Here is a 12,869-nt window from a genome sequence, read left to right on the forward strand (position 1 = left end):
AATATTTTAGGTTTATTGTAATGCGCGAAGCAGCGCATCATTGTCTGCGTTATCGGCGACCCGAATATCCTGCCAGCCCAAATCCCGGGCAAGGATCGCCAGACGCTCACTGACAACTAACAGTCGGCAGTGTAGTAACCAGTTTTTGCGATACCATTCCGGAATGAGCGCATAAAGTTGTTGGAGCATTTCACCGCTTGTCACGACCAGCGTTGAAACACCACGTTCGCGCCAACGAAAGGCTTCTTCCGCTCCGTCATAAATCCTGGCACTTCTTTGGTAGCATTCGCAGAATGTGACTTCTGCACCGCGTTCCGTCAGTGTTTCAGCTAACAGTTCACGCCCACCGTTCCCACGCAAAATAAGCGCCCGTTTTCCGGCAACATTTTGTAATTCAGGTAATTGTAGCAAGACTTCAGTCGTTTCCCGATCTTGTGGATAACGAATCGGCAAATGGCTGACAGTGTGAAACGCTAATGCAGTCGTACGCCCAATGGCAAACCAGGAAAGATTGGCAGGCCAGGTGATGCGGTTTTGGCTTAAGTGTGGATGGGTATAATGTATGACGTGCTGCGATAACACGAACACCAAGTCGCCTTCGTTCAGGCTTGCCAGCATGCCCGGCAGCTTGTCCAATTGCCGGCCTGGGGAAAACTCGATCAGTGGGAAGCTATACGCCACCTGCCCCAGAGCGCGCAGTCTGCTCACTAATTCGTCCCCAGCGGGGGAAGGGCGGGTGACCAGTATTGTCATGCCGGAGCATCTCCGTCATAAACAGCGGCCAGAATTTCGCGCGCCCCTTTATCGAGAAGTTCTTCCGCAAGGGATATGCCCATTTCTTCGGCATCTTGCGGGTTGCCGCGGCGTTCACCACGAACCAGAACCGAACCATCAGGTGCGCCCACTAATGCGCGCAGCCATAACTCACCATTATTAAGCTCGGCATAACTGCCAATCGGCACCTGGCATCCGCCTTCAAGACGCATGTTCATGGCGCGTTCAGCACGGACTCGAATCGCAGTCTCTTCATGATTAAGTGACGCGAGCAATGCTTGAGTGTGTTCGTCATCAAGACGACATTCGATTCCCACCGCGCCCTGGCCTACCGCGGGCAGAGAGATTTCTGCCGGTAATGCGTAGCGAATGCGTGATTGCAAACCAAGGCGATTAAGTCCGGCTACCGCCAGAATAATCGCGTCGTAATCACCATTGTCGAGTTTACCCAACCGGGTGCCAACGTTACCGCGCAATGAGCGAATGACCAGGTCCGGGCGGCGCTCAGCAATCTGACACTGACGGCGGAGGCTCGAAGTGCCTACTACGCTGCCTGCGGGCAAATCATCAAGACCGGCGAAATGATTGGAAACAAATGCGTCACGCGGATCATCACGTTCGCAAATTGTCACCAACCCTAAGCCTTCAGGAAATTCTACTGGCACATCTTTCATTGAATGGACTGCGATATCCGCCCGCCCTTCGAGAAGTGCAAGTTCTAACTCTTTGACAAACAATCCCTTGCCACCGACTTTCGCCAGCGGTGTATCAAGAATGATGTCGCCACGCGTAACCATCGGCACCAGTTCAACCGTGAGCTGGGGATGGCACGCCTCCAGGCGTTGTTTGACATAATGTGCTTGCCAAAGTGCTAATGGACTTTGACGAGTGGCAATTCTTAATACATTGTCTAACATTGCTTGTTACCGTATTTATCGTCCCTGACCATCCTACCACTCTTCACGGAAGGCTGTCAGTTTCAACGGTTTTGCGGAAAAGAAGGACATGTTTCGTATTATGGAAGATAAAGCTGGTAGGCGTAGCGGAAGTTGGCGAGTAGCGCATCTTTCTTTACGGTCAACCAGCAAGGTGTTAAATTGATCACGTTTCCAGCAATTCTTTGCCTTGTCGTTTATAATAGAGGCAACAACCGGGAAACGGGTTTTTTCGTAATACTGAAACCATCAGGCGATATGTCTTGTACCTCTATATTGAGACTCTTAAACAGAGACTGGATGCCATCAACCAACTGCGTGTAGATCGCGCACTTGCTGCAATGGGCCCTGCTTTTCAACAGGTCTACAGTCTTCTGCCAACATTGTTACATTATCATCACCCGCTGATGCCAGGTTACCTTGAGGGTAACGTTCCACATGGCATTTGCATCTACACGCCTGATGAAACCCAACGCCACTACCTTAACGAACTCGAATTGATGCGCGGCATGCCGCCGCAGAAAACAGAATCCGGTGAATTGCCTATCACGGGCCTCTATACCATGGGCAGCACATCGTCCGTTGGGCAGAGTTGTTCATCCGATCTGGATATTTGGGTTTGTCACCAGTCATGGCTCGATAATGACGAGCGCCAGTTGCTGCAACGTAAATGTAGCGTGCTGGAAAGCTGGGCCGCCTCTTTAGGTGTTGAAGTCAGCTTCTTCCTGATTGACGAAAACCGCTTCCGTCACAACGAAAGTGGCAGTCTGGGTGGCGAAGACTGTGGTTCAACACAACACATCTTGTTGCTCGACGAATTCTACCGCACCGCAGTGCGCCTGGCCGGTAAACGTATTCTGTGGAGTATGGTGCCGGGTGACGAAGAAGATCATTACGACGATTACGTGATGAGCCTCTACTCGCAGGGTGTGCTCACGCCAAACGAATGGCTGGATCTCGGTGGTTTAAGTACCCTGTCGGCAGAAGAGTATTTTGGCGCCAGCCTATGGCAGCTCTATAAGAGTATCGATTCGCCTTATAAAGCTGTGCTGAAAACGCTGCTGCTGGAAGCCTATTCCTGGGAATACCCGAATACCCGTTTACTGGCAAAAGACATTAAGCAGCGCTTGCATGATGGCGAGATAGTCTCTTTTGGGCTTGATCCGTACTGCATGATGCTCGAGCGTGTGACGCACTATCTCACGCAAATCGAAGACACTGCGCGCCTGGATTTAGTGCGCCGCTGCTTCTATCTCAAAGTGTGCGAAAAACTTTCCCGTGAGCGTGCTTGCGTAGGCTGGCGTCGTGAAGTCTTAAGCCAGCTGGTCAAAGACTGGGGCTGGGACGAGCCACGTCTGGCGATGCTTGATAACCGAGCTAACTGGAAAATCGACCAGGTTCGCGACGCGCACAACGAACTCCTTGATGCGATGATGCAAAGCTATCGCAACCTGATTCGCTTCGCTCGCCGCAACAACCTGAGTGTCAGTGCAAGCCCGCAAGATATCGGTGTGTTGACCCGTAAATTGTATGCCGCATTTGAAGCACTGCCGGGTAAAGTCACACTGGTTAACCCGCAGATTTCCCCTGATTTATCAGAACCCAATCTGACCTTCATTCATGTGCCGCCGGGCCGTGCCAACCGTTCAGGCTGGTATCTCTACAACCGTGCGCCAAACATGGAATCTATTGTCAGCCATCAACCGCTGGAATATAACCGTTATCTTAATAAGCTGGTGGCATGGGCCTACTTCAACGGCCTGCTGACCTCGCGCACCCGCCTGTTTATTAAGGGCAACGGGATTTGTGATTTGCCAAAATTGCAGGAGATGGTGGCTGACGTTTCGCACCACTTCCCGCTGCGTTTGCCTGCGCCAACCGCGAAAGCGTTGTATAGCCCATGTGAAATTCGCCATCTGGCTATCATCGTTAACCTTGAATATGACCCGACTGCTGCATTCCGCAATCAGGTCGTTCATTTCGATTTCCGTAAGCTGGATGTATTCAGTTTCGGGCAGCAACAGCAGTGTCTGGTGGGAAGCGTTGATCTGCTTTATCGCAACTCCTGGAATGAAGTGCGTACCCTACATTTCAACGGCGAACAATCGATGATTGAGGCGCTGAAAACCATTCTGGGCAAAATGCACCAGGATGCCGCACCGCCTGATAGCGTGGAAGTGTTCTGTTACAGCCAGCATCTGCGTGGGCTTATCCGCACGCGCGTTCAGCAACTGGTTTCTGAATGTATCGACTTCCGCTTGTCGAGCACGCGTCAGGAACCTGGTCGCTTTAAAGCGCTGCGAATTTCTGGCCAGACGTGGGGGCTGTTCTTCGAACGCCTGAGCGTTTCAGTGCAAAAACTGGAGAATGCGGTTGAGTTCTACGGGGCGATTTCGCATAACAAACTGCATGGTTTGTCGGTGCAGGTTGAAACTAACCAGCAGGTTCAGTTGCCGCCAGTGGTAGATGGTTTTGCCAGTGAAGGGATCATTCAGTTCTTCTTTGAAGAAGCGAGTGAAGACCACGGTTTCAATATCTATATTCTTGATGAGACTAACCGCGCAGAGGTGTACCACCACTGCGAAGGCAGCAAAGAAGATTTAGTGCGTGATGTCAGCCGTTTCTACTCGTCTTCGCACGACCGTTTCACCTACGGCTCAAGTTTCATCAACTTCAACTTGCCGCAGTTCTACCAGATTGTGAAAGTCGATGGGCGCTCGCAGGTGATTCCGTTCCGCACCCAGACTATTACAGCAGCGACATCGGCTAACCATGACGATAGTTCAACACCGCTGCTTCAGCAGTACAGCAACAGCTAGCTAAAGCTAACCGGTTCACCCGCTTGCTGCGTGCAGGCTTCTTCCAGTAATGCCCAGAACTCGGCACCGCTGCGGTCGCAAACCCACTTGTCGTCTTTCAGGTTAAAATGGTAACCGCCACTTTTGGTGGCCAGCCATACCTGATGGAGAGGCTCCTGGCGATTGATAATAATCTTGCTGCGGTTCTCAAAACTAAGGGTCAGTACGCCACCATTAATTTCGCAGTCAATATCGCTATCACCATCCCAGTCATCCAGGCGTTCTTCGATTGTTGACCACAGGCCGTCAGCTAAGCGATGAAATTCACTGTCGTTCATGTCTTTTTCCTAATTGTTCGTCTTAAGAGCAGTATACCAATAGTCGTGGATAGAAAAGAGTATTGCTTTTCGGGGATCACCTGCGATGATAGAAGGCAGAATATTGGATTACAGGCATCTCAATAATGAAGAAAATTTTCTGCCCATTAGCTCTCATGCTGGCACTTTTTAGCCTTTCTGGTTGCGGCCTTAAAGGGCCTCTGTATTTCCCTCCTGCTGACGGTAAAACCAAACCTGCGTCCCAGGTAACCCCTGCGAAACAGCCGCAATCAACCACGCCTGATCGTAATAATCGTGGTACTGATAACGCACCGACTCAGGTTGTCTACTAGCAAATTATCAATAAGTAGCCGCGTATATGGAGCAGAAGATGCAGTTTTCGAAGATGCATGGCCTTGGCAATGACTTTATGGTCGTCGACGCGGTGACTCAAAACGTTTATTTCTCACCTGAACTTATCCGCCGCCTGGCCGACAGGCATCTGGGTGTGGGTTTTGATCAATTGCTGGTGGTTGAACCACCATACGATCCTGACCTCGACTTCCATTACCGTATTTTCAATGCTGATGGCAGCGAAGTCTCACAATGTGGCAATGGCGCACGCTGTTTTGCCCGTTTTGTGCGCCTGAAAGGGCTGACGAACAAACGTGATATCCGCGTCAGCACAGCCAATGGCCGCATGGTGCTCAGCGTAACGGAAGATGAGCTGGTGTGCGTGAATATGGGTGAGCCGAATTTCGAGCCCTCTGCCGTGCCGTTCCGCGCAAACAAAGCGGAAAAGACCTATATTATGCGTGCCGCTGAACAAACCATTATGTGTGGCGTCGTGTCGATGGGTAACCCGCATTGCGTTATTCAGGTTGATGATGTGGCGACCGCCGCGGTGGAAACGCTGGGTCCAGTCATGGAAAACCATGAGCGTTTCCCTGAGCGCGCGAATATCGGCTTTATGCAGGTCATGACCAAAGAACACATCCGTCTGCGCGTTTTTGAGCGTGGAGCCGGAGAAACTCAAGCTTGTGGCAGTGGCGCTTGTGGCGCAGTTGCCGTAGGTATCTTGCAGGGAATACTGGCGGAACAGGTTCGCGTTGAGCTACCGGGTGGCCGCCTTGATATCGCCTGGAAAGGGCCGGGAACGCCGTTGTTTATGACCGGCCCGGCGGCCCATGTCTATGATGGATTTATACATCTATGAAGAACGCCGAGGAACAGCAAGAAGCCGTACTGGAACTGGATGACCGTATGGTGGCGGAGTATCTGCTACGCCACCCCGATTTCTTTATTAGAAATGCCCAGCATGTGGAACAGATGCAGGTGCCACACCCGGTGCGCGGTACGGTGTCGTTGGTTGAATGGCATATGGCACGTAGCCGTAACCACATCAATTTTCTTGAAGAAAACATGTCTCTGCTGATGGAGCAGGCGAGTGCCAACGAAGGGCTGTTCTATCGTTTATTGAAGCTGCAAGGCCGCCTGGCTTCAGCCACCAGTTTGCAGGAAATGCTAAACCGCCTGCACCGTTGGGCACGCGAAATGGGCCTTGCTGGCGCGAATGTGCGTCTTTTTGCCGATCGCTGGCGCATTGGCGCACCTTCAGATTTTACCCACCTGGCATTGAATCGACAGGCTTTCGAGCCGTTGCGCATTCAACGTCTGGGTGACAGGCAACATTATTTGGGGCCGCTAAACGGGCCTGAATTGCTTGTCGTTTTACCGCAAGCGAAAGCGATTGGTTCAGTAGCCGTTTCTTTGATGGGCAGTGATGCCGATTTAGGTGTGCTGGTATTCAGTAGCCGCGACCCGCAACATTACCAGGAAGAGCAAGGCACACAATTACTGCACGAGCTGGCACTGATGCTTCCCGACCTTCTGGAGCGTTGGGTCGAACGCGTATGACGACCTCCCCGCTGCAATCTTCGGTAGATGGCTTCCTGCGCTACCTGAAAGTTGAGCGCCAGTTAAGCCCGCTGACGTTGCTCAATTATGGCCGTCAGTTGAGCGCAATAATCGACCTGGCGGGCGAGATGAAAATGGCGACCTGGCAGCAGTGTGACGCTGCATCCGTTCGTTCAATCACGGTTCGCAGCCGCAAGGCGGGTCTTGGGCCATCGAGCCTGGCATTGCGTCTTTCCGCGCTCCGTAGTTTCTTCGACTGGTGTGTCAGCCAGGGCGAACTCAAAGCGAATCCCGCAAAAGGCATCACCACCCCAAAAGCTGGCCGCCACCTGCCGAAAAATATCGACGTTGATGACGTTAATCGCCTGTTGGATATCGATATCAATGATCCACTTGCCGTGCGTGATCGCGCGATGCTGGAAGTGATGTACGGTGCGGGGTTGCGTCTTTCCGAACTGGTTAATATGGATTGTCGCCACATCGACCTGACAACCGGTGAAGTCTGGGTGATGGGTAAAGGTAGCAAAGAACGCCGCGTGCCGGTGGGGAAATCTGCGGTCCTCTGGGTTGAGCATTGGCTGGACTTGCGCGAGCTTTTTGGCCCGGACGACGACGCACTGTTTCTCTCAAAACAGGGGAAACGAATATCGGCGCGCAACGTTCAAAAGCGTTTTAGCGAGTGGGGGATAAAACAGGGGCTGAATAGTCATGTGCACCCTCATAAACTGCGCCATTCATTTGCCACGCATATGCTGGAGTCCAGCGGGGATTTGCGCGGTGTGCAGGAATTACTCGGCCACGCCAACCTTTCGACGACGCAAATCTATACCCATCTCGACTTCCAACACTTAGCCTCAGTGTATGATGCTGCGCATCCACGCGCTAAACGAGGGAAATCGTAATGCATTTTTACCGTCCACTTGGGCCTATTGCCGCGCTCACTTTCGATCTTGACGACACCCTGTACGACAACCGCGAAGTGATTACGCGCACCGAACGCGAATCAATGAGTTTTGTGCAGAATTACCATCCGAAACTCAACCACCTGCAACGCCCCGATTTTTTGCTCATTCGCCATGCGTTGCGCCTCGCAGAACCGGATATTTACCACGATGTCACCGAATGGCGTCGTCGTGCCGTTGAACAAGCCATGTTAGATGTGGGCTTGTCAGCGCAAGAAGCTGCCGCTGGCGCGGAGGCTTCGATGGCGAATTTTGCCCACTGGCGCAGCCAAATCGACGTGCCGCAAGAAACGCACGACACATTAGCGAAACTCGCCGAAAAATGGCCGCTGGTGGCGATTACTAACGGCAACGCCGAGCCACATCTTTTCGGCCTCGATCAGTACTTTAAATTTGTGCTGCGTGCCGGTCCACATGGGCGTTCCAAGCCATTCAACGACATGTATCTGCTGGCTGCCGAAAAGCTCGATGTGCCACTTAGCCAGATTCTGCATGTAGGCGATGATCTGACCACTGACGTTGCCGGAGCTATTCGCAGCGGAATGCAGGCGTGCTGGATAAACCTGCGTGATGGCGACCTGATGCAAATTGATGACAGCCGTTTATTACCCCATCTGGAAATTTCGCAGTTGGCATCCCTCACCGCGCTGATATAATCGTCAGAACTCTGTATAAAATTCCAGTATATTTATCTCCTCAACGGCGGTGCCAATGGACGTTTCTTACCTGCTCGACAGCCTCAACGATAAACAGCGCGAAGCCGTCGCGGCCACGCGCAGCAATATGCTGGTACTGGCAGGGGCTGGCAGTGGTAAGACGCGCGTATTGGTGCACCGCATTGCGTGGTTGATTAGCGTAGAAAACTGCTCGCCGTACTCCATTATGGCAGTGACGTTTACCAACAAAGCGGCGGCAGAAATGCGCCACCGTATCGGCCAGTTGATGGGCACCAGCCAGGGTGGGATGTGGGTCGGCACGTTCCACGGCCTTGCACACCGCTTGCTGCGCGCGCATCACATGGACGCTAACTTGCCGCAGGATTTCCAGATACTGGACAGTGAAGATCAGCTGCGCTTGTTAAAACGCCTGATTAAAGCCATGAATCTCGATGATAAACAGTGGCCTGCCCGCCAGGCAATGTGGTTTATCAACGGCAAGAAAGATGAAGGCTTACGCCCGCATCACATTGAAAGCTATGGCAACCCGGTCGAGCAAACCTGGCAGAAAGTGTATCAGGCGTATCAGGAAGCCTGCGATCGCGCCGGGCTGCTGGATTTTGCCGAACTGCTGCTGCGTGCTCACGAGTTGTGGCTGAACAAACCACACATTCTTAATCACTATCGTGAACGTTTTACCAACATTCTGGTGGACGAATTCCAGGATACCAACAGCATCCAGTACGCGTGGATTCGCATGCTAGCGGGCGATACCGGTAAAGTGATGATTGTTGGCGATGATGACCAGTCAATCTATGGCTGGCGCGGTGCGCAAGTTGAGAATATCCAACGCTTCCTGACCGATTTCCCAGGCGCACAAACCATTCGCCTTGAGCAAAACTACCGTTCGACCAACAACATTCTGAATGCCGCCAACGCCCTGATTGCTAACAACTCAGGCCGTCTGGGTAAAGAGTTATGGACCGACGGCAGCGATGGCGAGCCTATTTCACTGTATTGCGCCTTTAACGAATTAGACGAAGCGCGTTTCGTGGTAAACCGCATCAAAACCTGGCAGGAAAATGGCGGTGCGCTTGAGCAATGCGCGATTCTCTATCGCAGCAACGCCCAATCACGCGTGCTGGAAGAAGCCTTATTGCAGGTTGGTATGCCATACCGCATTTACGGCGGCATGCGCTTCTTCGAACGCCAGGAAATCAAAGATGCACTCTCGTATCTGCGCCTGATTGCCAACCGTAATGACGACGCGGCATTTGAGCGCGTGGTTAACACACCAACGCGGGGTATCGGCGATCGCACATTAGATGTGGTGCGCCAGACATCGCGTGACCAGCAACTGACAATGTGGCAAGCCTGCCGCTTGTTGCTTCAGGAAAAAGCGTTAGCAGGCCGCGCCGCTTCTGCGCTGCAACGCTTTATGGAACTTATCGACGCACTGGCACATGAAACCATCGACATGCCGCTGTACGTACAAACTGACCGGGTTATCAAAGATTCAGGTCTGATGATGATGTACGAGCAGGAAAAGGGCGAGAAGGGCCAGACGCGTATTGAAAACTTAGAAGAACTGGTCACGGCAACGCGCCAGTTCAGCTATCAGGATGAAGACGAAGACCTGATGCCGCTGCAGGCATTCTTGTCTCATGCGGCGCTTGAAGCCGGTGAGGGGCAGGCCGATACCTGGCAAGATGCGGTGCAATTGATGACGCTGCACTCGGCGAAAGGTCTGGAGTTCCCACAAGTGTTTATCGTTGGCATGGAAGAGGGCATGTTCCCAAGCCAGATGTCGCTCGATGAAGGTGGCCGCCTGGAAGAAGAACGCCGCCTGGCGTACGTTGGAGTAACGCGTGCGATGCAAAAACTCACACTGACCTACGCTGAAACACGCCGTCTGTATGGCAAAGAGGTTTACCACCGTCCATCGCGCTTTATTGGCGAACTGCCTGAAAACTGTGTGGAAGAGGTTCGTCTGCGCGCCAGCATCAGCCGCCCGGTCAGCCATAAACGTATGGGCACACCCATTTCTGAGAATGATTCTGGCTTTACCCTCGGGCAGCGAGTGCGCCATGAAAAATTTGGCGAAGGTACGGTCGTTAATCTGGAAGGAAGCGGTGAACATAGCCGGGTTCAGGTGGCATTCCCTGGACAAGGAATTAAGTGGTTAGTCGCGGCTTATGCGCGGCTGGAAACGGTGTAAGTTAGCGAAACAACTCATCGTTTTTCACGCTTTTGCTACCTTATAAATACCACCCTGGTTTATTAGTCCATGGTTTCCCGTTGCGTGTTGACGCCATATTTATGGTGGCGTAACATGCGCGCACGATTACGCTAAGAGGACACTCGCCTTGGACACACCCAGTAAATACTGGCTCAATTACCTGTCATCCAGGTACAACTTCTAAGGCTATCCTCGAATGCTGATAGCCTTAGTGGTTGTCGGCGACCTCATATCTCGTATATCCCGTCGCAATGAGTCAGACTTTTTAATGGTCTGAAACCTAGTTAGTTTCTGTCTGTGTGCCAACCGAACTGTCCCTGATATTTTTTGCATTGGGAGTACCGGTCATGCTGAGCGCATTTCAACTGGAAAACAATCGTCTGTCCCGTCTTGAATTAGATGAGACCGATAACCTGAGCAATTCTGTTTGGGTTGATTTGGTCGAGCCTGAAGAGAGCGAGCGTCAGCGCGTGCAAACGGAACTTGGTCAAAGTCTGGCAACCCGCCCGGAACTGGAAGACATCGAAGCATCCGCGCGTTTCTTTGAAGACGAAGACGGTTTGCACATCCACTCATTCTTCTTTTACGAAGATGCTGACGATCACGCGGGCAACAGCACCGTGGCATTTACCATACGTGAAGGCCGCCTGTTTACGCTGCGTGAGCGTGAATTACCTGCATTTCGCCTTTATCGCATGCGTGCCCGCAGCCAGAACATGGTGGACGGCAATGCGTACGAATTACTGCTCGACCTGTTTGAAACTAAAATCGAACAGCTGGCAGATGAAATCGAAAACATCTATAGCGATCTCGAAAAACTCAGCCGTGTCATTATGGAAGGACATCAGGGCGATGAATATGACGCCGCACTTTCCACACTCGCTGAGCTGGAAGATATCGGCTGGAAAGTCCGTTTGTGTTTGATGGATACCCAACGCGCCCTGAACTTCCTGGTGCGTAAAGCGCGTTTGCCGAGCGGTCAGCTTGAGCAGGCGCGTGAGATCCTGCGCGATATCGAATCCCTGTTGCCGCACAACGAATCGTTGTTCCAGAAGGTCAACTTCCTGATGCAAGCGGCGATGGGCTTTATCAACATCGAGCAGAACCGCATCATCAAGATCTTCTCGGTGGTATCGGTGGTGTTCCTGCCGCCAACGCTTGTGGCATCCAGCTACGGGATGAACTTTGAGTTTATGCCAGAGTTGAAACTGAGCTTTGGTTACCCGGCAGCGATTATCGTCATGATCCTCGCGGGCCTGGCGCCGTATCTCTACTTCAAGCGCAAAAACTGGTTGTAAGATGAAAATGAGAAGGGAGCCGATTGGCTCCCTTTTTACTTCTGCGCGACCGCGCGCGCCGCAATCCGTGAGTTCCGCTGCGTATAAACCGCATCCAGAATAAACAATGCCAGCGCTGCCCAGATAAAGCCAAACGTCAGCAACTTATCTTTACCGATCACTTCACCGTAGAACGTCACTGCTAGCAGGAACATCAACGTCGGGCCAATGTATTGGAAGAAACCCAGCGTTGAGAGGCGCAGGCGCGTTGCTGCTGCGGTGAAACACAGTAATGGAATCGTTGTGACCACGCCCGCCGCAATCAGCAGTAAATTCAGCGATATCGAGTTTTGCCCCATATGACTGGTTGAACTGTCCGCGATGCCAAACAAATAGATAGCCGCAATTGGCAATAGCCACAGCGTTTCAACCAGCATGCCGGTTTGTGCATCAACGGCGATTTTCTTACGCACCAGCCCGTAAAACGCAAAGCTAAATGCAAGGCCAAGAGCGATGATTGGCAGCGAACCGAATGTCCAAAGCTGAACCAGAACACCACAAGCGGCGAGGCCCACGGCTACCCACTGCATTGTGCGGAAGCGCTCACCGAGGAAAATCATCCCCAAAAGCACGTTAACCAGCGGGTTGATGAAGTAGCCGAGGCTTGCCTCCAGCATGTGATTATTATTCACCGCCCAGATGAAGAGCAGCCAGTTACCGCCGATGAGCACTGCGGAGAGCGCCATGGCGAATACCTTTTTGCGGTTCTGACAGGATTTCTTCACCTGAGGCCACTGGCGACTAAGGCTAATTAACACCAACATAAAGAAGAACGACCAAATCACGCGATGCGTCAGGATTTCATCAGCCGGAACATAGTGGATTAATTTGAAGTAAGCAGGCGCGATGCCCCACATAAAGTACGCCGCCAGTGCTAGTAATACGCCCTGGCGGGTTTGTTTCGCATCCATGAAAAGAACTCGTTGATGAATAG

General features: G+C 52.2%; 13 protein-coding genes. 9 read left to right on the forward strand and 4 right to left on the reverse strand.

From position 1 onward, the window contains the following. Positions 1 to 12: 12 nt before the first annotated feature. Together hemD and hemC are read right to left on the reverse strand one after the other, a co-directional pair. On the reverse strand, positions 13 to 753 hold the full coding sequence (gene hemD, locus M975_RS19855; RefSeq protein WP_064561611.1) for a uroporphyrinogen-III synthase: 741 nt from the start codon (positions 751 to 753) through the stop codon (positions 13 to 15). Then, a complete protein-coding gene (hemC, locus tag M975_RS19860) occupies positions 750 to 1,691 on the reverse strand; it encodes a hydroxymethylbilane synthase (RefSeq protein ID WP_064561613.1) in 942 nt (313 codons plus the stop codon). Before hemC ends, hemD begins: the two co-directional genes overlap by 4 nt. Before the next feature lie 281 nt (positions 1,692 to 1,972). Here hemC and cyaA point away from each other — a divergent pair, with 281 nt between their 5' ends. Next, positions 1,973 to 4,528 (forward strand): class I adenylate cyclase, encoded by a 2,556-nt coding sequence (gene cyaA / locus M975_RS19865; protein WP_064561615.1) that lies wholly within the window; start codon positions 1,973 to 1,975, stop codon positions 4,526 to 4,528. Here cyaA and cyaY read toward each other — a convergent pair. Further along, positions 4,525 to 4,845: an iron donor protein CyaY gene (gene cyaY / locus M975_RS19870; RefSeq protein WP_064515189.1), complete on the reverse strand. Its 321-nt coding sequence runs from the start codon at positions 4,843 to 4,845 to the stop codon at positions 4,525 to 4,527. The two genes, cyaA and cyaY, sit on opposite strands and share 4 nt — an antisense overlap. A gap of 125 nt (positions 4,846 to 4,970) precedes the next feature. Between cyaY and lptM the strand changes: the two genes are divergently transcribed. The 8 genes from lptM (at position 4,971) to corA (ending at position 11,896) form a co-directional block, all read left to right on the forward strand. After that, entirely contained in the window at positions 4,971 to 5,177 is a 207-nt protein-coding gene (gene lptM / locus M975_RS19875) for an LPS translocon maturation chaperone LptM (protein WP_064561617.1), read from the forward strand. A gap of 38 nt (positions 5,178 to 5,215) precedes the next feature. Beyond that, positions 5,216 to 6,040: a diaminopimelate epimerase gene (gene dapF, locus M975_RS19880; protein WP_064561620.1), complete on the forward strand. Its 825-nt coding sequence runs from the start codon at positions 5,216 to 5,218 to the stop codon at positions 6,038 to 6,040. After that, positions 6,037 to 6,741: a DUF484 domain-containing protein gene (locus M975_RS19885; protein WP_064561622.1), complete on the forward strand. Its 705-nt coding sequence runs from the start codon at positions 6,037 to 6,039 to the stop codon at positions 6,739 to 6,741. The genes dapF and M975_RS19885 overlap by 4 nt, the downstream gene beginning before the upstream one ends. Further along, positions 6,738 to 7,643: a tyrosine recombinase XerC gene (gene xerC, locus M975_RS19890; protein ID WP_064561625.1), complete on the forward strand. Its 906-nt coding sequence runs from the start codon at positions 6,738 to 6,740 to the stop codon at positions 7,641 to 7,643. The genes M975_RS19885 and xerC overlap by 4 nt, the downstream gene beginning before the upstream one ends. Beyond that, positions 7,643 to 8,359 carry a 5-amino-6-(5-phospho-D-ribitylamino)uracil phosphatase YigB gene (yigB, locus tag M975_RS19895; RefSeq protein WP_064561627.1) on the forward strand — a complete coding sequence of 239 codons (717 nt, stop codon included), beginning with the start codon at positions 7,643 to 7,645 and terminating at the stop codon, positions 8,357 to 8,359. The genes xerC and yigB overlap by 1 nt, the downstream gene beginning before the upstream one ends. 55 nt (positions 8,360 to 8,414) lie before the next feature. Next, positions 8,415 to 10,577 (forward strand): DNA helicase II, encoded by a 2,163-nt coding sequence (uvrD, locus tag M975_RS19900; protein WP_064561628.1) that lies wholly within the window; start codon positions 8,415 to 8,417, stop codon positions 10,575 to 10,577. Between the two features lie 148 nt (positions 10,578 to 10,725). After that, a complete protein-coding gene (ysgD, locus tag M975_RS23615; protein ID WP_370451543.1) occupies positions 10,726 to 10,782 on the forward strand; it encodes a YsgD/CorL family protein in 57 nt (18 codons plus the stop codon). Between the two features lie 163 nt (positions 10,783 to 10,945). After that, entirely contained in the window at positions 10,946 to 11,896 is a 951-nt protein-coding gene (corA, locus tag M975_RS19905) for a magnesium/cobalt transporter CorA (protein WP_034461684.1), read from the forward strand. A 35-nt stretch (positions 11,897 to 11,931) separates the two neighbouring features. On the opposite strand, the gene rarD is transcribed toward corA, so the two are convergent. Further along, complete coding sequence (gene rarD, locus M975_RS19910; protein ID WP_064561629.1) at positions 11,932 to 12,846, reverse strand: EamA family transporter RarD; 915 nt, start codon at positions 12,844 to 12,846, stop codon at positions 11,932 to 11,934. Positions 12,847 to 12,869: the final 23 nt, after the last annotated feature.

It is taken from the genome of Buttiauxella brennerae ATCC 51605, assembly GCF_001654925.1.
In the GTDB taxonomy this organism is placed as follows: domain Bacteria; phylum Pseudomonadota; class Gammaproteobacteria; order Enterobacterales; family Enterobacteriaceae; genus Buttiauxella; species Buttiauxella brennerae.

Bases quoted from the DNA above. Each gene is read 5' to 3' on its own strand.
- dapF (WP_064561620.1), top strand. From the start codon at position 5,216: ATGCAGTTTTCGAAGATGCATGGCCTTGGCAATGACTTTATGGTCGTC.
- cyaY (WP_064515189.1), bottom strand. From the start codon at position 4,845: ATGAACGACAGTGAATTTCATCGCTTAGCTGACGGCCTGTGGTCAACA.
- lptM (WP_064561617.1), top strand. From the start codon at position 4,971: ATGAAGAAAATTTTCTGCCCATTAGCTCTCATGCTGGCACTTTTTAGC.
- yigB (WP_064561627.1), top strand. From the start codon at position 7,643: ATGCATTTTTACCGTCCACTTGGGCCTATTGCCGCGCTCACTTTCGAT.
- xerC (WP_064561625.1), top strand. From the start codon at position 6,738: ATGACGACCTCCCCGCTGCAATCTTCGGTAGATGGCTTCCTGCGCTAC.
- hemD (WP_064561611.1), bottom strand. From the start codon at position 753: ATGACAATACTGGTCACCCGCCCTTCCCCCGCTGGGGACGAATTAGTG.
- corA (WP_034461684.1), top strand. From the start codon at position 10,946: ATGCTGAGCGCATTTCAACTGGAAAACAATCGTCTGTCCCGTCTTGAA.
- uvrD (WP_064561628.1), top strand. From the start codon at position 8,415: ATGGACGTTTCTTACCTGCTCGACAGCCTCAACGATAAACAGCGCGAA.
- hemC (WP_064561613.1), bottom strand. From the start codon at position 1,691: ATGTTAGACAATGTATTAAGAATTGCCACTCGTCAAAGTCCATTAGCA.
- rarD (WP_064561629.1), bottom strand. From the start codon at position 12,846: ATGGATGCGAAACAAACCCGCCAGGGCGTATTACTAGCACTGGCGGCG.
- M975_RS19885 (WP_064561622.1), top strand. From the start codon at position 6,037: ATGAAGAACGCCGAGGAACAGCAAGAAGCCGTACTGGAACTGGATGAC.